The sequence below is a fragment of the Burkholderia sp. Bp9004 genome (assembly GCF_003858025.1).
Taxonomy (GTDB): domain Bacteria; phylum Pseudomonadota; class Gammaproteobacteria; order Burkholderiales; family Burkholderiaceae; genus Burkholderia; species Burkholderia diffusa.
The window spans coordinates 1-21,151 of sequence record NZ_QTQD01000006.1 but is presented as its reverse complement, the minus strand read 5'-3'; the positions used below and the strand labels follow the sequence as shown (position 1 = coordinate 21,151).

General features: G+C 65.1%; 19 protein-coding genes and 1 pseudogene. 7 read left to right on the top strand and 13 right to left on the bottom strand.

Annotated elements, in window-relative coordinates; translation table 11 throughout:
* Positions 1 to 189: 189 nt before the first annotated feature.
* Together DIE08_RS09105 and DIE08_RS09100 are read right to left on the bottom strand one after the other, a co-directional pair.
* Positions 190 to 1,578 (bottom strand): NCS2 family permease, encoded by a 1,389-nt coding sequence (locus DIE08_RS09105; protein WP_124624344.1) that lies wholly within the window; start codon positions 1,576 to 1,578, stop codon positions 190 to 192.
* Positions 1,579 to 2,121: 543 nt separating this feature from the next.
* The gene (locus DIE08_RS09100) at positions 2,122 to 2,754 is read right to left on the bottom strand and encodes a TetR family transcriptional regulator (RefSeq protein ID WP_260436498.1); all 633 of its coding nucleotides are present in this window, start codon (positions 2,752 to 2,754) and stop codon (positions 2,122 to 2,124) included.
* A gap of 93 nt (positions 2,755 to 2,847) precedes the next feature.
* Between DIE08_RS09100 and DIE08_RS09095 the strand changes: the two genes are divergently transcribed.
* The gene (locus tag DIE08_RS09095) at positions 2,848 to 3,513 is read left to right on the top strand and encodes an O-methyltransferase (protein ID WP_059608108.1); all 666 of its coding nucleotides are present in this window, start codon (positions 2,848 to 2,850) and stop codon (positions 3,511 to 3,513) included.
* A gap of 137 nt (positions 3,514 to 3,650) precedes the next feature.
* Here the strand turns inward: DIE08_RS09095 and DIE08_RS09090 are convergent, their stop codons facing one another.
* The 7 genes from DIE08_RS09090 to DIE08_RS09060 form a co-directional block, all read right to left on the bottom strand.
* Positions 3,651 to 4,166 carry a DUF3455 domain-containing protein gene (locus DIE08_RS09090; protein ID WP_124901684.1) on the bottom strand — a complete coding sequence of 172 codons (516 nt, stop codon included), beginning with the start codon at positions 4,164 to 4,166 and terminating at the stop codon, positions 3,651 to 3,653.
* Positions 4,167 to 4,337: 171 nt separating this feature from the next.
* Entirely contained in the window at positions 4,338 to 5,342 is a 1,005-nt protein-coding gene (locus tag DIE08_RS09085) for an aldo/keto reductase (RefSeq protein ID WP_124901683.1), read from the bottom strand.
* Between the two features lie 20 nt (positions 5,343 to 5,362).
* Positions 5,363 to 6,478, bottom strand: a complete 1,116-nt coding sequence (locus DIE08_RS09080) for an alkene reductase (protein WP_124901682.1) — start codon at positions 6,476 to 6,478, stop codon at positions 5,363 to 5,365.
* Between the two features lie 89 nt (positions 6,479 to 6,567).
* A complete protein-coding gene (dkgB, locus tag DIE08_RS09075) occupies positions 6,568 to 7,374 on the bottom strand; it encodes a 2,5-didehydrogluconate reductase DkgB (protein WP_124901681.1) in 807 nt (268 codons plus the stop codon).
* 149 nt (positions 7,375 to 7,523) lie between these two features.
* Complete coding sequence (locus tag DIE08_RS09070) at positions 7,524 to 8,486, bottom strand: LLM class oxidoreductase (RefSeq protein ID WP_124624326.1); 963 nt, start codon at positions 8,484 to 8,486, stop codon at positions 7,524 to 7,526.
* Positions 8,487 to 8,502: 16 nt separating this feature from the next.
* A complete protein-coding gene (locus DIE08_RS09065; RefSeq protein WP_124624323.1) occupies positions 8,503 to 8,826 on the bottom strand; it encodes a MoaF-related domain-containing protein in 324 nt (107 codons plus the stop codon).
* Between the two features lie 28 nt (positions 8,827 to 8,854).
* Positions 8,855 to 10,057: an MFS transporter gene (locus tag DIE08_RS09060; protein WP_059528553.1), complete on the bottom strand. Its 1,203-nt coding sequence runs from the start codon at positions 10,055 to 10,057 to the stop codon at positions 8,855 to 8,857.
* A gap of 101 nt (positions 10,058 to 10,158) precedes the next feature.
* Here DIE08_RS09060 and DIE08_RS09055 point away from each other — a divergent pair, with 101 nt between their 5' ends.
* A complete protein-coding gene (locus DIE08_RS09055) occupies positions 10,159 to 11,103 on the top strand; it encodes a LysR family transcriptional regulator (RefSeq protein WP_059608114.1) in 945 nt (314 codons plus the stop codon).
* A gap of 101 nt (positions 11,104 to 11,204) precedes the next feature.
* Here the strand turns inward: DIE08_RS09055 and zwf are convergent, their stop codons facing one another.
* Positions 11,205 to 12,680, bottom strand: a complete 1,476-nt coding sequence (gene zwf / locus DIE08_RS09050) for a glucose-6-phosphate dehydrogenase (RefSeq protein WP_124901680.1) — start codon at positions 12,678 to 12,680, stop codon at positions 11,205 to 11,207.
* A 202-nt stretch (positions 12,681 to 12,882) separates the two neighbouring features.
* On the opposite strand from zwf, the gene DIE08_RS09045 reads away from it, so the two are divergent.
* Entirely contained in the window at positions 12,883 to 13,461 is a 579-nt protein-coding gene (locus DIE08_RS09045) for a TetR/AcrR family transcriptional regulator (protein ID WP_059814978.1), read from the top strand.
* 206 nt (positions 13,462 to 13,667) lie between these two features.
* A complete protein-coding gene (locus DIE08_RS09040) occupies positions 13,668 to 14,543 on the top strand; it encodes an SDR family NAD(P)-dependent oxidoreductase (protein WP_124901679.1) in 876 nt (291 codons plus the stop codon).
* Positions 14,544 to 14,671: 128 nt separating this feature from the next.
* Here the strand turns inward: DIE08_RS09040 and DIE08_RS09035 are convergent, their stop codons facing one another.
* Complete coding sequence (locus DIE08_RS09035; protein ID WP_124901678.1) at positions 14,672 to 15,250, bottom strand: peroxidase-related enzyme; 579 nt, start codon at positions 15,248 to 15,250, stop codon at positions 14,672 to 14,674.
* Between the two features lie 231 nt (positions 15,251 to 15,481).
* Positions 15,482 to 15,754 (bottom strand): annotated as a pseudogene (locus DIE08_RS36700) (SOS response-associated peptidase family protein); the annotation flags it as partial.
* 647 nt (positions 15,755 to 16,401) lie between these two features.
* Here DIE08_RS36700 and DIE08_RS09030 point away from each other — a divergent pair.
* A complete protein-coding gene (locus DIE08_RS09030) occupies positions 16,402 to 17,433 on the top strand; it encodes a TRAP transporter substrate-binding protein (protein ID WP_124624309.1) in 1,032 nt (343 codons plus the stop codon).
* Positions 17,434 to 17,510: 77 nt separating this feature from the next.
* A complete protein-coding gene (locus tag DIE08_RS09025; RefSeq protein ID WP_239468998.1) occupies positions 17,511 to 19,340 on the top strand; it encodes a TRAP transporter large permease subunit in 1,830 nt (609 codons plus the stop codon).
* Positions 19,341 to 19,718: 378 nt separating this feature from the next.
* Here the strand turns inward: DIE08_RS09025 and DIE08_RS09015 are convergent, their stop codons facing one another.
* Positions 19,719 to 20,351 carry a TetR/AcrR family transcriptional regulator gene (locus DIE08_RS09015; RefSeq protein WP_089489828.1) on the bottom strand — a complete coding sequence of 211 codons (633 nt, stop codon included), beginning with the start codon at positions 20,349 to 20,351 and terminating at the stop codon, positions 19,719 to 19,721.
* 278 nt (positions 20,352 to 20,629) lie between these two features.
* Between DIE08_RS09015 and DIE08_RS09010 the strand changes: the two genes are divergently transcribed.
* Positions 20,630 to 21,151, top strand: a 522-nt coding sequence (locus DIE08_RS09010) for an NAD(P)/FAD-dependent oxidoreductase (protein WP_148096080.1), incomplete at its 3' end; no start/stop codon positions are given.

Below are 21,151 nucleotides of genomic sequence, written 5' to 3'. Positions count from 1 at the left end.
GACAAAACGTGATCGTAGCACCGCATGCGCACTCGCGGCGCGACGCGCCGCAACGCCGGCCGCACCGACAAAAAAGGCCTGGAAACATGCGTTTCCAGGCCTGGAGACCATCAACGACGATGGTGGAGGAGACGGGGTCGTCCCGATGCGCGCCGCCCTTGTGCCGGCGGCGTCGCGCATGATGCGCGGTCAGATCGCCCAGCCGCCGAGATAGAACGTGACGAGCACGGCCGCGATGAGCACGGTGCCGACGTTGAGTTTGCGGAATTCGCCGCTGGCGATGCGGCCGATCACGAGCGTCGAGAAGCCGAGCATGATGCCGGTCACGATGTTCGCGGTCAGCACGATGAATACCGCGCACACGAGTCCCGACATCGCATCGACCATGTCGTCCATGTGCAGCTTGCTCACGCTGCCGAGCATCAGCAGGCCGACGTACATCAGCGCGGGGGCCGTTGCGTACGACGGCACGAGGCCCGCGAGCGGCGAGAAGAACATCACGACCAGGAACAGCACGCCGACCACCGCGGCCGCGAGGCCCGTCTTCGCACCGGCGGCCACGCCGACGCTCGACTCGATGTAGGCCGCGGCCGGCGCACCGCCGAGGAAGCCGGAGAAGATCGAGCTGACCGAATCGGCGGTCAGCGCGCGGCCGCCGTTGATGATGCGGCCGTTCTCGTCGAGCTGGCCGGCCTGTCCGGCGACCGCGCGGATCGTGCCGGTCGCGTCGAACACGGCGGTCATCACGAGCGCCAGCACGCTCGGCAGCACGGCCATCGACAGCGCGCCCTTGATGTCCATCGCGCCGATCAGCGAGGCGTGGCCCGGTGCGCTCAGCGACGGCAGCGCGAAGATGCCGCGATACTTCACGGCTGGATCGAATGCGAGGCCGATCAGCGAGATTGCGACCACGACGAGCAGGATGCCGCCGGGCACGCGACGCTTCTCGAGCCCGAAGATCGCGGCGAGGCCGACGACCGACATGATGACCGGGAACGCGGTGATCTGGCCGAGCGAGACCGGCAGGCCGGCGCCCGGATTCTTGATCACGAGACCGACGTCGTTCGACGCGATCAGCAGCAGGAACAGGCCGATGCCGATGCCGGTGCCGTGCGCGACGCCCGCGGGCAGGTTGCGCAGGATCCACGAACGCACCCCGGTGACCGAAATGCCCGTGAACACGAGGCCCATCAGGAACACGGCGCCGAGCGCGACGGTCGGCTGCAGGCCCTTGCCGAGCACGAGGCCGAACGCCGTGAACGCGGTCAGCGAGATCGCGCAGCCGATCGCGATCGGCAGCTTCGCCCACAGGCCCATCAGCAGCGAACCGAAGGCGGTGGTGAGGCAGACCGCGACGAATACCGCGCTCGTGTCGAAGCCGGCCTTGCCGAACATGCCGGGCACGACGAACACGGAATAGACCATCGCGAGGAAAGTGGTCACGCCCGCGACGATTTCGCGACGCTGCGTGCTGCCGCGCGACGAAATGCCGAAGTACCGGTCGATGACTCCCTTGGTGCCGAAGTCCGTTTCTTCCGCGCCGACGCCGACCGTCGGCTGCACCGGGGTATCACTCATGAGCTTGCTCCTTTATCAGCATGCTGAAACGGCCCGTGGCAGGCCGTCGTCAGGGTGTCTCGTATCTGGTTGAAATTATCGGCAGCGTCGTGGGGACGCATCACGCGCGATTCGTGTCGTCGTCCGCGCGTCGATGGGCGCGCGTGTCGCGTCGTACGACGCGTGGTGTAGTCGACCCCGTCACGTGTGCTTTGCCGTAGCGAAGGTTAGGCGAACGGCCCGTCACGTCCCATTGGGGGACGAGCATGCAGCGCATGTCGCAGCGCTTATATCGGCGTGCAACGGGGCTTCGTCGTCGCGGAACGCGTGTATACGCCTAGTTCGAATTCGTTAAGGCGATTATTCGAATGCTGGATCGGCGGGCAGGGGCGGTGCGGGTGATGCATCGGATATTACGAATGTCTTTCATCGAGGCCGCGCAGGTGCGTGAATACGGCCGCGCGTGACGCGCCGCGCTGCCGTGCGCAACGTGAGTCCGGATCATACCGGGGCCGCGCGCGTGCTGCGCTGGCGTGCGTCGTTGCCGTCGTCGCCGTCGTTGCATCAGCCGCGCGCGAGCTGCGCGAGATACGCGCAGAACATGTCGGCCATCGCGGCCGAGTACGCGTCGATTTCCGCCGGCGTGCGTTCGGTTTCCGAAAACGCCTTGCCGGAACTCGTGAGCGTGCTCGTGATGAGCTCGCACGCGAGCGCGCGCGTGGCATCCGGTACGTCGGGCAGCGCGTCGAGCATGAACGCGCTGAAGATCCGGTTGCCGGCGGCCTTCGCTTCCTGCGCCTCGGGTGTGTCGCGATAGAGCGGCGCGGCGTCGTCGAGCGCGATGCGCATTCGCGCCTCGTCGCATTCCGAGCGGATGAACGCATGGACGGCCGTGCGCAGCCGCTCGGGCGGCGTCTTGCGCGGATCTTCCAGCATCCCGCGCAGCATCCCGGACGTCTGGCGCCACTCGTCGTGCTGCAGCCGGAACAGCACGGCCGCCTTGTTCGGGAAGTACTGATACAGCGAACCGACGCTCACACCGGCGCGCTCGGCGACGCGCGCCATCGTGAAGCGCTGCGCGCCTTCGGTCGCCAGAACCTGAATAGCGGCCTGCAGCACGTCATCGACGAGCTGGGTCGAGCGGGCCTGCCGAGGCAGTCTGCGCGAGGCGATCGGGGCGTTGCGGCGGTCGGTCATGACGGGTCTGCCAATGCGAATAGTAAAACCTGAATAGTTCGTCATATTCTAGTCGGGCGCCCTGACGCACTCAACCTGACACCGGAGATTCGCATGACCACCCTGATTCACGACCCGCTGGCGTCGCTGCTCGCGCGCCTGTTCGACGAAGCCGACGCATCGTCGCCCGCGTCGAGCCCGGACTTCGCGGACCTGACGCACGACGAGCACGCGCGGCTGATGCGCAGCAAGACCGATTACGCCGATTTCTATGCACGCCTGAAGGACTATCCGCTCGCGGTGTCGCGCGAGACGGGCACGCTGCTGTACATGCTCGCGCGCAGTAACGGCGCGCGCGCCATCGTCGAATTCGGCATGTCGTTCGGTATCTCGACGCTGCACCTCGCGGCCGCGCTGCGCGACAACGGCGGCGGCCGGCTGATCACGAGCGAGTTCGAGGCGTCGAAGGTCGCGCGGGCGCGCGAGAACCTGGCGGCCGGCGGGTTGGCCGATCTCGTCGAGATCCGCGAAGGCGATGCGCTGCGCACGCTGGCGGCCGATCTGCCCGAAACGGTCGACCTGCTGCTGCTCGACGGCGCGAAGGCGCTGTATCCCGAGGTGCTCGCGCTGGTCGAGCGCCGGCTGCGGCCCGGCGCGTTCGTCATTGCCGACAACGCGCAATACAGTCCCGATTACCTCGCCTACGTGCGCGCGCCGGAAAACGGCTATCTGTCGGTCCCGTTCGGCGGCGACGTCGAGCTGTCGATGCGCACGCGCTGACGCGCGCGCATCATGTCCTGGCCCGATCGATGACGATGAATACGCCGGACATACGATCGGTAAATGCAGGATGACTGATCAAATGGACTTGTGAGCATCACGGTAGCGGCGTCCGCGCTTCGGGATGCCGCCGCGCGTTACTTCAGGAACACATATCGCGCGAAATACGGAAAGCGGCCGATCGCATGTTCGGTCGCACACGTCGCCTCCGGCGGCGTGCCGCCCACGGTATCGAGCCGCTGTATGAAGCGCACGCCGGCGAGCGTGCCGGCTGCTGCCGGCGTCGCGGCGAGCAGGAGTTGCGCAATGCTGCCCGGGTGCGCGCTGGGCGTTTCCGCGAGCTTCTTGCCGGTGATGCGGCTGCCGTCGAGCGATTCCCACGACGGCCCCGCGCCGTGCCGGACGACGAGCGCGCCGGTGGCGTCGAACAGCATCGCTTCCGGGCGCTGGAATGCCCACGCGAGCCGGTGCCCGGCGTCGTATTCGCATGCGTAGATCTGCACGCCGGTCGCGGTCGTCGACAGCACGGGCGACGCCGGCTGGGGCGGCACGAGACCGGTTGCATCGTCGGCATGGGCCGGCAAGGTGCAGGCCGCGAACGAAAGGGCCGCGAGGGCCTGCAGCATGTCGCGTTTCGGAAAGCGGCTTGGCATGGCGGAGCGTCCTTTCAGGTCGGGTGACGGTCGTGCGAAGTCGATCTTATGAACGTTAGACGGCGATTGCGCAGGCTGCAATTCGGAAATGGCAATCGCGGCGATAGCCGCCGCGATTGCACGGGAATGGATGTGCGCGGCCGCTCGTCGCGGCGGTCGCGCGCAAGCGGATCAGGCCGCGCCGGCCGGTGTCGGCGCGTGTTCCGCGATCAGGCGCTCGGCCTTCAGTGCGTCCCACAGGCTTGCCGGAATCGGCGCCGACGCGAGCCGCAGGTTCTCGTCGATGCGCTCGGGCCGGCTCGCGCCGGGGATCACGGCCGCGACGGCCGGGTGCGCGAGCGAGAACTGCAGCGCCACCGCGCGGACATCGACGCCGAACTGCTCGCTGATCTGCCGGATGCGCGCGACGCGATCGAGCATCTCCTGCGTGGCCGGCTGGTATTCGAAGTGGGTGCCGCCCGCGAGCACGCCAGAGTTGTACGGGCCGCCGACGATGATGCCGAGGCTGCGCACGGCGCTTTCCGGCATCAGCCGTTCGAGCGCGCCGGCATGGTCGAGCAGCGTGTAGCGGCCGGCGAGCAGGAAGCCGTCCGGATCCGAGCGCTCGAGCGCGAGCTCGCACGGCTCGATCCGGTTCACGCCGAGGCCCCAGCCCTTGATGACCTTCTCGTCGCGCAGCCGCGTGAGTGCCTTGGCCGCACCCGACATCGCGACGTCGAACACGTCGAGCCAGCGCTCGCCGTGGAAGTCGATCGCCGGATCGTGGATCCACACGGTGTCGAGGCGGTCGGTGCGCAGCCGCTCGAGGCTCGCTTCGATCGAGCGCAGCGTGCCGTCTTCCGTGTAGTCGTAGACGATCTTGTTCGGCAGGCCATGGCGGAACAGGCCGCCCTTCTCGCCGAGATCGCGCTGCGACGCATCCTCGTGCTCGTCGAGCACGAGGCGGCCGACCTTGGTGCCGAGCGAATATTCATGACGCGGCCGGCCGGCGAGCGCTTCACCGAGGCGCAGCTCGGCGAGGCCGGCGCCATACAGCGGCGCCGCGTCGAAGTAGCGGATACCGCTTTCCCATGCCGCGTCGACGGTGGCCAGTGCTTCTTCGTTCGGGATGTCCCGATACATGTTGCCCAGTGGCGCGGTGCCGAAACCCAGGCGGGAAGGGGACGTGATTCTCATGTCGGACTCTTGTCGAGCGGTCAGGCCGCGGCCTGCGCGAGCGTCGGATAGTCGGTCAGGCCCCGTGCGCCGCCGCCGAACAGCGTGTTGCGGTCGTGCGGCGTGAGCGCGGCGCCGGTGCGCAGGCGCTCGGGCAGGTCGGGGTTCGCGACGAACGGTCGGCCGAAGGCGACGAGGTCGGCCCAGCCGGCGGCGATTGCTTCCCGCGCGCGCTCGGCGGTGTACGCGCCGGCGTAGATCAGCACGCCTGGATACGCGGCACGCAGCTGCTGCTTGAATTCGACCGGCATCAGCGGTGCGTCGTCCCAGTCGGCTTCCGCGATGTGCAGGTAGCCGACACCGAGTTCGCCGAGCAGCTTCGCGGCGGCGAGGTAGGTCGTTTCGGGATCGTCGTCGACGCAGCCGTTCAGCGTGGTCAGCGGCGCGAGGCGGATGCCGACGCGCGACGCGTCGCCGGTGCCTTCGATCAGCGCCTGCGCGACTTCGCGCAGGAAGCGCAGCCGGTTGTCGAGCGAGCCGCCGTACGCGTCGGTGCGCGTGTTCGCGTTCGAGTCGATGAACTGGTTCACGAGATAGCCGTTCGCGCCGTGCAGCTCGACGCCGTCGAAACCGGCTTCGATCGCGTTGCGCGCGGCGGCGCGGTATTGATCGACGATCTCGCCGATTTCGTCGACGGACAACGCGCGCGGCTCGGACGCCTGCACGAAGCCCGGCGTGCTGCCGTCCTCACCGGCGACGAACACGTTCACGCCCTTCGCCTGGAGCGGCGACGACGAAACGGGTTGCCGGCCGCCGAGCAGGCTCGTGTGGCTCAGCCGGCCGACGTGCCAGAGCTGCGCGAAGATGCGGCCATGCGCTGCGTGGACGGCGTCCGTCACCTTGCGCCAGCCGGCGACCTGCGACGGCGTGTGGATGCCGGGCGTCCATGCGTAGCCCTTGCCGAGCGGCGCGATGTAGGTGCCTTCGCTGACGATCAGGCCCGCGCTCGCGCGCTGCGCGTAATACGCGGCCATCAGTTCGTTGGCTTCGTCGCCGGGCTGGCTGGCGCGCGAACGCGTCATCGGCGGCATCACGATGCGGTTCGGCAGTGTCAGCGAGCCGAATTGCAGCGGTTGGAAAAGCGGGTCCTGGGTCATGATGGATTCCTGTCGGTGCCGCGGCCGGCTGGCCGCGGACGGTTCGATTGAGGGGGCGGCGCCAGCGCCTGTGATCAGCGGGAACAGGCCTAGTCCCACTTCGGCGCGAGGCCGGCCGGGTCGACTTCGCGGCCGTTGCGTTCGAGCGCGGCGATCTGCGCCATGTCCTCGTCGGTCAGGCGCAACGTTTGCGCGAGCAGGTTGCTTGCGAGGTTTTCGCGCTTCGTCGACGACGGGATCACCGAGTAGCCGAGCTGCAGGGCCCAGGCCAGCGCGACCTGCGCCGGCGTCGCGTCGTGACGTTGCGCGATCGCACCGATCACCGGGTCGCCGAGCACCTTGCCGTATGCGAGCGTCATGTACGACGTCACGTGGATGCCTTCGCCGTTCAGGAATTCGACCAGCTTGCGGTTCTGCAGGTACGGGCTCAGTTCGATCTGGTTCGTCGCGATCGCATCCTTGCCGACCACCGCGATCGCTTCCTTCGTCAGTTCGATGTTGAAGTTCGAGATGCCGATCCGGCGCGTGAGACCCTTCACCTTCGCGTCGGCGAGCGCGGTCATGAATGCCTGGACCGACACGCCGCTCTCGGGAGCCGGCCAGTGGATCAGCGTCAGGTCGACGTAGTCGGTGCGCAGCTTGCGCAGGCTTTCCTCGAGGCTGGCGACCAGCTTTTCCGGCGCGTAGTTGTCGACCCAGATCTTCGTCGTGAGGAACAGGTCTTCGCGGCGCACGCCCGATGCGGCGATCGCTTCGCCGACTTCGGCTTCGTTGCCGTAGATCTGCGCGGTGTCGATCGCGCGGTAGCCGACCTCGAGGCCGTTGCGGACCGAGTCGATGACGACCTGGCCTTGCAGGCGGAAGGTGCCGAGGCCGAATGCGGGAATGTTGCTCATCATGTGTTCCTGGAAGAGGTGGAGCGATTGCGGTATGGAAATCATTCTGGCGCCCTGGACTGATGAGATAAACGCCTTTAGAGGTCAAAAATATTTGATTTCAAGTCAAATATCGGTCGTGGATCCCGCTGGCTGGCGGCGTGGCGGCCTCAGGCGGCGCCCGTCAGCGCATTCGCATCGGCCGCGGCATTCGCATGGAACACCGGCAGCACGTCCGACGCGATCTCGGCCAGCGTCTCGTCGAGCGGGCGGCGGTTGCGGCGGAAATGCAGGCCGATGTGCTGCACGCCGGCGGCGCGCATCGCTGCGAGCTCCTCCGTCAGCGCGATGCGTCCGGCGCGCGCGCCGAAGCGGTGCCGCTGCAGCGGCTCGTGCGGATCTTCCGCGAGGTCGAGGTGGATGAAGCTCACGTACGGCTTGTTGCCGGCCACCGCGCGCCAGTTCGCGACGCGCTGCAGGTGATCGGCCGGCGTGCCCGGATACGCGAGGCAGCCGTCCATGTGCTCGCCGATCCATGCGGGCGTCTGCTGCGCGAGGCCCGCGACGAGCAGCGGCACCGTCGAGCGCGCGGCGGGCAGCACGTCGAGCCCGGGCGGCAGATGCGCGCGCGCGCCGTCGCGCAGCAGCGCGATCTGGTCGCGGAAGTTGGCGCCGCGCGATGCGAAATCGCGGCCGAACAGCGGATATTCGACCGGCCGGTCGCCGCTCGCGACGCCGAGCAGCAGGCGGCCGCCGCTCAGTTCCTGGATCGTCGCGGCCGATTTCAGCGTCAGCAGCGGTTCGCGCAGCGGCAGCACGACGGCCGCCGTGCCGAGCAGGATGTCGCGCGTGATGCCGGCGAGGTAGCCGAGATACGAGAAGGTCTCGAACACCTGCGCGGCGTCGCCGAACGACGGGTCGTACACCGGCACGTCGCGCACCCAGAGCGCGCGGAAGCCGAGCGTGTCGGCCAGTTGCGCGAGCTCCGCGTGGATTTCCAGGTCGGGCACGCCGGGGCGGCGGCCGTCATGCTGGCGCTTCGCGTCGCCGGCCGGCGACCAGTCGTTGTCGAGCGGCAGTTCGATGCCGATGGTGAAGCCGCCTTCGGCGAGCTTGTCGAGTGAAGTGGACATGGTCGGGCGTCTCCGTTCAGATCGCGCGCAGGCTGCCTTCGAGCCGGTAGAAGTCGAGCGACGACGCGGTGAAGAACGAGCGCGACGTGCCGGCGGCAAAATCGTCGAGGTGCACGACCGTCGCGCGGTCGGCTTCCTGCCACGAGATCGCGTAGGTCTCGCCGGCGACGTGCTGCCACGTGAAGGCGACTTCGCCCGTCGCGCCGGCGTACGCGCCTTCGGTGATCTCGTAGCGCATGTGGAGGCCGTCCTCGTCATACGCGTTGAGGGCGGTGAGGCCGTCGTAACGGACTTCGAAAGTCTTGCCGGCGAACGGCGGACGTCGGGTCGATGCGTTCATGCTGTGCGGCTCCTGCAGAAAGTGACGTTCAATGGGCGAGTTCGACGGGTTCGGCCGTGCGTTCGGGCAGGCCCTGGCCGCGATCGAGGCGGCCGCTCAGCGCGGTCAGCGCGAACGCGCCGAGCGTGACGACGGCGGCGATCCACGGCGTGTGGCCGAGGCCGACGTTCGCGACGATCAGGCCGCCGAGCGACGAGCCGCCGGCGACGCCGAGGTTGAACGCGGCGATGTTGAAGCCCGATGCAACGTCGGTGGCGTCCGGCGCGAAGTGGCGCGCCTGCTTGACGACGTACACCTGCAGGCCCGGCACGTTGCCGAATGCGACCGCGCCCCACGCGAGCATCGTCAGCACCGCGAGCCACTTCACGTGCACCGTGAAGGTCAGTGCGAGCAGCACGATCGCGAGCAGCAGGAAGATCTGCTTGAGCGCCTTGACCGGGCCGACGCGGTCGGCGAGCTTGCCGCCCCACACGTTGCCGAACGCGACCGACACGCCGTAGCCGACGAGCACGAGGCTGACCTGCGACGGCGTGAAGCCGGCAATTTGTTCGAGCAGCGGTGCCATGTAGGTGAACGCGATCAGCGAGCCGCCGTAGCCGACCGCCGTCATCGCATAGACGAGCAGCAGGCGCGGCTGGGCCAGCACGCGGAACTGACGGGCGAGCGGCGCCGGCGGCGTCCGCGGAAGGCCGCGCGGCACGAAGGCCACGGCGCCGAGGAACGCGACGAGGCCGAACAGCGCGACGATCAGGAACGTCGCGCGCCAGCCGAAGTGCTGACCGATGAAGGTGCCGAGCGGGATGCCGGCGACGAACGCGACGGTCATGCCGCTGAACATCGTCGCGATCGCGCTGGCGGCCTTGTCCTTCGGCACGAGCGTGGTCGCGATGATCGAGCCGACCGAGAAGAACACGCCGTGCGCAAGGCCGGTGAGCACGCGCGCGACGATCAGCGATTCGTAGCCCGGCGCCTGCCAGGCGACGAGGTTGCCGATCGTGAACAGCGCCATCAGCGCGGCGAGCAGCGTTTTGCGCGGCACGCGGCCGGTGAGTGCGGTGAGGAGCGGTGCGCCGATCGCGACGCTCAGCGCGTAGAGGCTGACGAGCAGGCCAGCCGACGGCAGGCTGACGCCGAGATCGGCGCCGATCGTCGGGATCAGCCCGACGATCACGAATTCGGTCGTGCCGATGGCAAAGGCGCTGATGGTCAGCGCAAGCAGGGCGAGTGGCATGGCGGGATCCAGGTTCCAGTAAGAATGGATCGCAGTGTGCCGCCTTTACTTTTGCTGAAAAACTGGTCTATAAACCAAATTGTTTTGATTTCAGGTCAACAATGAAAATCACGCTCGACGAACTCCAGGCCTTTGCCGCCGTGGTCGACACCGGTTCGATCACCGCCGCCGCGCAGCAGCTCGACGTCACTGTGTCGGCGGCGAGCCGCACGCTTGCGCGGCTCGAGGAGAAGCTGAAGACCACGCTGCTGCGCCGGACCACGCGCCGGCTCGAACTGACCGAAGAGGGGCGCGCGTTCCTGCAGGATGCGCGCGCGATCATCGAATCGGTCGAGAACGCCGAGGAGCAGATGCTCGCGCGGCGCGAGATGCCGTCGGGGCGGCTGCGCGTCGATGCCGCGACGCCGTTCATGCTGCATGTGATCGTGCCGCTCGTGCGCGGCTACCGTGAACGCTTTCCGAAGGTCGAGCTGGAGCTGAACAGCAACGAGGGGATCATCGACCTGCTCGAGCGGCGCACCGACGTCGCGATCCGGATCGGCCGCCTGAAGGATTCGACGCTGCACAGCCGGCGGATCGGCAACAGCCGGTTGCGCATCCTCGCGAGCCCCGCGTACATCGAAGCGCACGGCCAGCCGCGCAAGGTGGAGGATCTCGGCAAGCACACGCTGCTCGGTTTCACGCAGCCCGAATCGCTGAACGTGTGGCCGATCCTCGGCGCGGACGGCGAGCCGAGCCGCATCGAGCCCGGCATCTGGTCGTCGAGCGGCGAGACGCTGCGGCAGCTCGCGCTGGAGGGGGCGGGCGTGGTGTGCCTGTCGGACTTCATGACCGCGCAGGATCGCGAGGCCGGCCGGCTCGTGCAGGTGCTCGCGCGGCAGACGCTCGAGGTCGAGCAGCCGATCAACGCGGTGTATTACCGGAACACTGCGATCTCGTCGCGGATCGCGTCGTTCGTCGATTACATGATCGAGGTGCTGGGCGGCGGGAGCAGCGGCAGCGATGGGCCGACGCGGCGCAAGGCTGCGTGGATGGGGCCGCTGTAGCGGCGGCGCGCTGGAAGGGACGCGGGCGACCGGCTTCGGGCGCCGGCGTGACCCGGCGTGCCGCACGGCGCTTGCGCCGCGGGCACGCCGTCGTGCAAGGCTTACGCTTCCTCAGACCACGACATGTTGTCGCGCGCCAGCAGCGCCGACGATGCCGCCGGTCCGAACGTGCCCGCGGTGTAGAGGCGCGGGCGATCGCCGAGCTGCTTCCAGCCGTCGAGGATCGGTTCGACCCACGACCATGCGGCTTCGAGCTCGTCGCGGCGCATGAAGTGCGTGAGGCGGCCGCGGATCACGTCGATCAGCAGCCGTTCGTACGCTTCCGCGCGCCGCTCCGGAATCGCCTGCTGCAGGTCGAGGTTCAGGCTCACGGGCACCATCTTCATCCCGCTGCCCGGCTCCTTCGCGAGCATCTGCAACTGGATCGACTCTTCCGGCTGGAGCTGGATCACGAGGCGGTTGCTGTAGTGGCGCGGGCCGCTCGGGATGATCGAGAACGGCATGTCCGCGAACTCGATCACGATTTCCGACTGGCGGCGCTGCAGCCGCTTGCCGGTGCGCAGGAAGAACGGCACGTTCGCCCAGCGCCAGTTGTTGATGTGCGCGCGCAGCGCGACGAAGGTTTCCGCGTGGCTGTCCGCCGGCACGTTGTCCTCCTCAAGATAGCCCTTGACCGGCTGTCCGTCGACCGCGCCGGCCGTGTACTGGCCGCGCACCGTGTCGCGCGCGACGTCCGACAGCGCCATCGGCCGCAGCGAGCGCAGCACCTTCAGCTTCTCGTCGCGCACCGCGTCCGGGTCGAGCGACACCGGCGGTTCCATCGCGACGATGCACAGCAGTTGCAGCAGGTGATTCTGCACCATGTCGCGCAGCGCGCCGGTATGGTCGTAGAAGCCCGCGCGGCTGCCGACGCCGACCGTCTCCGCCACCGTGATCTGCACGCTGCGAATGCTCGGCGCCTGCCACAGCGGCCCGAAGATCGGGTTGCCGAAGCGCAGCACCATCAGGTTCTGCACGGTTTCCTTGCCGAGGTAATGGTCGATCCGGTAGATCTGCGATTCCGCGAAATGCTTGCCGACCGCATCGTTGATCGCCTGCGCCGACGCGAGATCGTGGCCGAGCGGCTTTTCGAGGACGACGCGCGAGCGCGCATCGACGAGGTGCGCGGCCGACAGGTTGTCGCAGATCGTCGTGAACAGCTCCGGCGACGTCGACAGGTAGAACACGCGGATCGCATCGCCGCGCGCCGCGTCGGCGAGCCGTGCGTAGTCTTCCGGCGCGTTCACGTCGATCAGCACGTACTTGAACAGGTCGAGGAAGCGGGCCCATGCGTCGGCGTTGAACGCCTTGTCGTCGATGAACGGGCGCGATTGCTCGTCCATGAACTTGCGATAGCCGTCGATGCCCCAGTCGCGCCGGCCGACCGCGATGATGCGCGTCTCCGGCGGCAGGTTGCAGTGCAGGTGCGCCATGTACAGCGCGGGCAACAGCTTGCGGGCGGCCAGGTCGCCGCCGCCGCCGAAGATGATCATGTCGACGGGCTGGTCGGCTTCGGTCTGGTTGGGCTTATTCGTCATGAGTGGATCGCGGTCTGAAGCGGTGTGAGCGTGGAACGAACGTCGAAGCGCCGGGCGCCGGTGCGTTGGCGCGCCAGTACGTGAAAACGCTAATAGTGCACGCTTTTGATCGATTGTGTATGTGTTCCCGTGTCGTAACAGCGCTTGCATGGCACGCATGCTGCGATTATGATTGAGCGCTCACTCATTAAAGGAATCGAACGTGGCCCGACCGCGCAGTCCCGACAAGCACGACGCCATCCTCGCCGCCGCCGCCCGCGCGCTCGCGGAGGACGGCGCGAGCGCGACCACCGCGCGCATCGCCCGGCTCGCCGGCGTCGCGGAAGGCACGGTGTTTACCTATTTCGAGACCAAGGATGCGCTGCTGAATGCGCTGTACCTGAGCCTGAAGGCCGAGATGCGCGAGGCGATGATGACCGGGTTTCCGGAACACGCGCCGGCCGAACAGGCGATGCGGCATGCGTGGAACGGCTATGTGTCGTGGGGCGTCGCGAATCCGGACGGGCGCCGCGCGCTGCAGCAGCTCGGCGTGAGCGGCCGCATCGACGACGCGCATCGCGCGGCCGGGGCCGAAGGGTTCGGCGCGATCAGCTCGCTGCTGCGCGCGCAGGTTGCGGCTGCGGGCGGGCTGAAGGCCGACGATGCGCACGCGTTCTGCGCGGCGCTGTTCACGTCGATCGCGGAAACGGCGATGGAATCGATCGCGCGCGATCCGGCGCTGGCCGACGGATACCGGGAAGCGGGGTTTCGTGCGTTGTGGGCCGTGTTGCACGCGGTTTGAGCGGACGGCTCGCCGGGCGGGCTGCCTGGCGGATGGCGGATGGCGGGAGACGGGTGAGCGGCGGCGCGTTCGGATCGGGCGCATCCGCCGCGGCGGAAGGCGGTTTCAGGCAGGGCGCGGCACGGTGAAAGTCACCGTTTCAGCGCCTGTATTAATGAGTGAGTAATCATTCATTTTGTGATTTCAACCTTGTCGAGGAGTGGAAAATGTCGAAAGTCTGGCTGGTAACAGGGGCCGCACGCGGCCTGGGGCGCTCGATCGCGGAAGCGGTGCTGGCGGCGGGCGATCGTCTGGCGGCCGGTGCGCGCGATCCCGCGCGGCTCGCGGATCTGGAAGAACGGTACGGCGACCGGCTGCTGCCGATTGAACTCGACGTGACCGACGCAGCGGCGGCCGCGCATGCGGTTGCGGCTGCCCGCGACGCGTTCGGCCGCATCGATGTGCTGGTGAACAACGCGGGCTACGGTCATACGGCGCCGTTCGAGCAGATCGGCGCCGATGACTTCCGCGACCAGATCGAAACGAACCTGTTCGGCGTGGTCAACCTGACGCGTGCGGTGCTGCCGACGATGCGTGCGCAGCGCGCGGGCCACATCTTCCAGGTGTCGTCGGTCGGCGGGCGCACGTCGACGCCCGGCCTGTCCGCGTATCAGGCCGCGAAGTGGGCGGTCGGCGGGTTCAGCGACGTGCTGTCGAAGGAAGTCGCGCCGTTCGGCGTGCGCGTCTGCACGCTGGAGCCGGGCGGGATGCGCACCGAATGGGCCGCGCAGGCGAAGCGCGAGGTCGACGGCCTGCTGCCCGACTATCAGCCGTCGGTCGGGAAGATTCTCGAATTGCTCGGCGCGTACGGCGGCCACGAGGTCGGCGATCCGGCGCGGATCGCGAAGCTGATCGTCGAGTTGTCGCGTCGCGACGACGTGCCGATGCGTCTGCTGCTCGGCGGCGATGCGCTGTTCGTGTGCGAGCAGGCGGAAGCGCAGCGTGCAGAGGAGGCGGCGCGGTGGCGCGATACGACGCTGTCGACGATGTTCCCGGACGCGAAGTTGCCGGAGGGGCTGCAGGCGTTGAAGAAGGTCGGGTGAGTCTGGGAGCCGGGGCAGCGCGGGTTCGCTCGAGCGCGGCGCCGCCGCCCCGCCGACGCGCGGCGACCGGATGACGCCCGGTCGCATGCACGCCGGTCTTCGATCACGATCGCCGTTGCCGGCCGCCTTCAGCGCCCTAGCGCGTAGAACTCCGCGTTGGGCCGCATGTTGGTCACGTTCGCGATGCGATTCGACATCCCGAAGAACGCCGAGATCGCCGCGATGTCCCAGGCGTCCTCGTCGGTGAAGCCATGCGACTTCAGCGTATCGAAGTCCGCTTCGCCCACTTGGTGCGCGGTCTGCGAAACCTTCATCGCGAAGTCGAGCATCGCCTTCTGTCGAGCGGTGATGTCGGCCTTGCGATAGTTGGTCGCGACCTGGTCGGCGATCAGCGGATCCTTCGCGCGAATGCGCAGGATCGCGCCGTGCGCGATCACGCAGTACTGACACTGGTTCACGCTGCTGGTGGCCACGACGATCATCTCGCGTTCGGCCTTGGTGAGGTTGCCCGGCTTGTCCATCAGCGCATCATGGTATGCCATGAACGCGCGAAACTCGTCCGGGCGATGCGCGAGCGTGAGGAATACGTTCGGGACGAAGCCCGATTTCTCCTGGACGGCCGCGATCCGTTCGCGAATGTCGTCGGGCAGGTCTTCGAGTGTCGGCACGGGAAAGCGGCTGACGGGCGCGTTGTCTGCAGCGGTCATGAGGTCTCCTGGATAAATTGGTGCGGGCGGTCTCGACGCACGAGCCGCCGGCCTGAATCGAATCGACGGATTGCCGTTGCCGGCGTCGTGCGCTGACGTCCACGACGATGCGGCTGCGCATCTTGTCGCCGATCGGTTCGTCGGCGCGCGGGATGACGTGCTTCCCTGCGTGATGGTCCAAGGCCATGATTGTAAAGAAAAATACTTGTGACCGGCCGCCGCTACTTCGGGCGGCGGATCATCGGTGACCACCGCGATCGACCACAGATCGTCCGCGTCCGGGATCTCGGTGCGCGTCCACAAGCACGCAACCTGCATAGGCTGTGGGGGCGCTCGGTCGAAGCGCAGCCCCACGCGCTGACCATCAAGCTGGACGTTCTCGAAGAAGGCGTCGACGAGCACAATGCCGTGCGTGAAGCCGAAGACCTTTCGCCAGGCCGTCGAGAGCGAGTCGATGCGCCCGTTATAGGCCCCCGGCTTCTTTCGTTCATTTACGTCCGTCAATCGCGGCAAGCGGCACCGGTAGCAGCGCAAAATAATCTAGCGGTGCGTGGCTTGAGGAGCGGACACGCTCAATCCTTGCGCTCACCAGTAGCGCTCAGCGATGTCGCGAAGCCAAAGGCTATCGGACCTATCACTGCGATCAGTGGCGATGGCGCTAGGCAGCTCCGTCCACGTGCCGATTTTTTTTCACCGTAGAAGCGGTTTTTAAGCAGATCGCTAATTCCGGCGTAGTCCCCGACTTTTGGGGCCGCGACTGGTTGTGAGTGAGGTTCGCGCAAGCGAAGAGACCGCGCGTCCAGGGCCGCCGCCCTGCGGCGAAGCCAGAGCGGGATTTCCCCAATACGCGGTCACCAACACTGCACGCCACGGTGTTCACAGTCCGCGGTCGCTGCTTCGCGGGGGAGTATCTGTTGAACCCGTCGCCTCTCGAATTCGAGCCAGCGATTTTTTCTCACCATAGGTCGAAATAAAGTCGTTTGTTGTGAGGCGACACGTCCGCTACTCTAAATACGCGCACTAACCTGACAGGCGCGTCAAATCAAAAGCGCACCATACCGCTCCTTCGACCCATCGCGTCGGGGAAGGGCGAGCAAGCATATAAAGCGCAAGTCCTTGACGGACGATTATCAAAATTGTTGGAGACGAACATGGGATTCACCCGTAGAAACTTTCTCATCACCGGAACCGGAGCAGCCGTTGTTGCGGCGACAGGCCTCCTGGATGGTCCGTGGATTCGGCGCGCCAATGCTGCAGAATTTTCCTATAAGGTCGGGACGAACCTACCGGCAACTCACCCTCTGAACGTGCGCATCCAAGAGGCATCGGATGCGATCAAAAAGGAGACAGATGGTCGAGTCGACCTTCGGGTGTTTCCGAATAATCAGCTCGGTGGCGACCCGGACATGTTCTCGCAGTTGCGAGCTGGGGCACTGGAGTTTTATACGGTGTCGGGCGCAAATACCTTGTCGACTCTGGTTCCGAAGGCATCCATTTCTGGCGTCGGCTTCGCGTATAAAGACTATGACCAGGTATTCGCGGCATTCGATGGTGACCTTGGCGCCCATATTCGCGGGCTTATTGGAAAGGCGAATCTGGTTGTTCAGGACAAGATCTGGAACAATGGGTTCCGCCAGATCACGACCAGTACGAAGCCCATCAAGACTCCTGCTGACCTGCAGGGCATGAAAATCCGGGTGCCGGGTGGTCGTCTCTGGATCTCGCTGTTCAAGTCGCTTTCCGCCGCCCCGGCGTCGATCAGCTTCAACGAAGTCTATTCCTCATTGCAGACAAAGGTCGTCGACGGACAGGAGAACGCGCTGGCTGTAGTAGACGCCGCGAAGCTTTATGAAGTCCAGAAATACTGCTCGATGACAAACCACATGTGGGACGGCTACTGGTTCTTGGGTAACAAGACAGCGTGGGAAAAAATGCCGCCCACCGTCCGTGACATCGTCTCAAAGCACCTCAATGCGGGGGCACTGAAGCAACGACAAGACGTGATCCAGTTGAACGCCTCCCTGCAAAAGACGCTTGCGGGCAGAGGGCTTGCGTTTAACACCGCTGACACGAACGCGTTCCGCCAAACCCTGAAATCCGCGAACTTCTACACGGAGCAGAAGCAATTCTTCGGAGACGAAGAATGGAGTCTCATGGAGAAATACACGGGGAAGCTCGCATGAGAACGCAAATGCTGAAAGACGTGGATGACGCACTCGAACAACAGACCAGCGCAACAGTCCATCACGCAACGAAGACTATGCCACGCTGGCTGTCCCGTGTGGACTTTGCGCTTGGCGTAATCGTCTCTGTGCCTGCGGCACTGCTGGTGCTAGCAGAAGTTATCCTGCTTTTCAGTGGCGTTGTTGCTCGTTATGTCCTGCACCACCCGTTAATCTGGAGCGACGAACTCGCTGCCATCCTGTTTCTCTGGCTAGCAATGACAGGTGCCGCTACGGCGTTGCACCGAGGAAGCCACATGCGCATGACGGCACTTGTCAACCGCATGGGCGAGCACTGGGATCCGTTCTGGGACACCATTTCGACGGTGGCGAGCATGCTTTTTCTCGGGCTCATACTTGTTCCATCGATCGCTTACATCAAGCAGCAGTGGGACATTTTGACCCCGACAATGGAGATCAATGACGGCGTACGCGTTGCGGCTATCATCTTCGGGGTTGTGTCGATGCTGCTGATCTGCGTGGTCAAGTTGTTAGCAATCGGCTGGAGGACCGCTATCGCTGGGGTTGCGGTGTCGCTAGTAAGTGTGTTTGCGTTGGAACATGCCGGACCCGTTTTGCAATCGCTTGGAAACCTTAACCTGGTGATTTTCTTCGTTGGAGTGGTCGGCTTCACGGTCTTGAGCGGCATGCCCATCGCATTCTCCTTCGGTCTTTCCGTGTTTGCTTACCTTTCAATGTCAACCTCCATGCCGCTGGAAATCGTCGTCAGCCGCATGGACGAAGGAATGTCTCAAATCCTTCTGTTGGCGGTGCCGATGTTTATTTTCCTCGGGCTTCTCATTGAGATGACAGGGATGGCACGGGCGATGATCAACTTCCTGGCATCGTTGCTGGGCCATGTGCGCGGTGGTCTTTACTATGTCTTGGTCGGTGCGATGTATCTGATTTCGGGGATCTCCGGCTCGAAGGCAGCCGATATGGCAGCTGTTGCTCCGATTCTGTTCCCTGAGATGAAGAAGCGTGGCGAGAATCCCGGCGAGCTCGTGGCGTTGCTATCGGCTACCGGCGCGCAAACTGAGACGGTCCCACCAAGCATTGTGCTCATCACGATCGGATCGGTTACGGGGGTATCAATCTCTGCGCTCTTTACGGGCGGTCTGTTGCCGGGCCTTGTACTGGCGTTCATGTTATGCATGCTCGTCTGGTGGCGGGCTCGAAAGACTGAACCCACGTCGTCCGGGAGACCCGCGTGGTCCTTTGTCGGGAAAGCGTTTGTGGTATCGATCCCGGCACTCGCACTTCCGGTTGTCATCCGTTTGGCGGTGGTAGAGGGAGTGGCAACGGCAACGGAGGTCTCAACGGTTGGAATCGCCTATGCCGTCGTCGCCGGACTCTTGGTGTATCGATGCTTCAATTGGAAGCGAATCGGCCCCATGCTCGTGGAGACGGCTGCTCTTTCGGGAGCTATCCTTATCATCATTGGTACGGCTACCGCGATGGCGTGGGCGCTCACCCAGTCTGGCTTCTCCCATGGACTGGCCGACTTCATGCAGCATCTGCCTGGCGGCGCATTCTCCTTCATGGTCGTGTCAATCTTCATGTTCATCATATTGGGTAGCGTCCTTGAAGGAATCCCTGCAATCGTGCTCTTCGGCCCGTTACTGTTCCCGATTGCTCGAGCTGTTGGCATCCACGAAGTTCAATATGCAATGGTCGTGATTCTCTCGATGGGACTGGGGCTGTTCTCGCCGCCGTTCGGAGTCGGCTACTATGGGGCGTGTGCAGTCAGCAAGATCTCGCCGAATCTGGGCATCCGACCCATCATGGGTTATATGGCCGCGTTGTTTATTGGGATCACGATGATCGCCGCCGTGCCTTGGATTTCCACCGGCTTTTTGAAGGGTTAAGAGTCGGGGCATCATGACGGAGCCGAAGAGGCGGGGTGCAAGCCCCGCCTCTTTTTTGGTTCTTCGTGGATTTCCGTGGACGTCGCTTGCCAACCCGTTGCAGCCGGTCGAGCAGTCTCTGTCCTAAGGGTAGGTATCGGAGTGGAGCGGTCATTCCGTGCCGTCGCCTGGAGGACAAGTCATCGGCCTCTGCGGACGCTTAGACCCCTGAGTTCGTGAGGCGGCTTAAGCCGTGCAAGGATGCCTGCCTGCGCGGGCAGCCTTTGCGCTCATGTAGCGGCCTCGCGCATCAGTCGTTCGCGCGTCATCCACAGATTGCTCAAGGCGAACAGCGTGTGCAACTCTGCGGGTTCTTCATCAAGCCGCGTTAGCTCACCCTTAGATGTCACCGTGCGAGGCGATGAACATGGTGACGGCCGACCGGCAGTAGGATTCGATTTCGTTGCTGTCCTCTGCTCTCGCCTCATCGAAGCGTGCGATAAGCAGTAGATCGGATCCTTTGAAAAGCGCGGCAAACAAGCGGGCGGACCGGAGAGGATCGGGTACGTTCAGCAGCCCTTTCGCGTGCAGCTGAAGCAACACGGCCTCGATGTGGGCGATGACACGGGCGGGCCCGGCTTCGTAATGAAGCTTGCTTAACGACTTTTGATTCGTCTTGTCGGCCAAAACCATGGCTTCCACACTGCGGACATCGGGGCTCAACAGCGTGCGAAGCAGGGATGATCCCACCACCATGAGCTGATCTTCGGCCGAACCGTCGACGCCTTCAGAAAGGGCCTGCGGTGCAAACTGATCACAGCGGGCCACCATGGCCGCGCTGAACAGCGCCTCCTTGTTCTCGAAGTGCCGATAGATGCTGAGCTTGGATATCTTCGCCCGCTGGGCGACTTTGTCCATGGTCGTCGCTTGAAACCCCAATTCCACAAAGAGTTCGCAGGCGGCGTCGACAATCGTTTGGCGAAGCGCCTCGTTGGCGGGCCGGCCGCGCCGGCCGTGGCTGTTTTCGGTCACGACAATTCCAGTACTTGACAGTATTCAAATTCGAGCATTAGGATACCATGTGGTATCGCAATGTGCACGTCAAGGGCAGGTTTGAACCGGTTGTCCAGATCAGGTTTCCCCGGGCCGCCCGGCGATATCGAGCGGCATTGTCGAGCCGGTCAATACAGCATGGGCAACTTTCTCGCCAATGCCGAAGCCCTGCTCGCTGACCGTCTCAAGCGCGTATCGCCGGGCGATATTGCACACCACGCCCAGCCCCCTCCATCCACAACCCGGAGCCGATCACCATGAATGACGTCATCATCATCGGCGGCAGCTTTGCCGGTCTCGCCGCCGCCCTGCAGCTCGGCCGTGCCCGCCGCAAGGTCACCGTTCTCGATACCGGCCGGCCGCGCAACCGCTTTGCCGGGCACTCGCATGGCTTGCTCGGCCACGATCACAAACCGCCGCTAGACATCCTTGTCGAGGCGCGGCAGCAGCTGGTGCGCTATCCAACGATCCGGCTGGTCGATGCCCGGGCGGAGAGCGTGTCTGGCGCCATCGACGATTTCTGCGTCGTCACCGACGATCACGAAAGCCTAAGGGCGCGCCGTTTGATCCTGAGCTATGGCGTTGTCGACCAGATGCCTGCTGTTCCCGGCTTTGCCGAAAGCTGGGGCACATCCATCGTGCCCTGCCCGTATTGTGACGGCTTTGAAGTCGCCGCTCAGCATTGGGGCCTTGTCTGGTCTGGCCCGCAGTCGTACCAGTCTGCCAAGTTGTTCCGCGATTGGACTGACAAGTTGACTGTCTTCGCCGATGGGCATGAC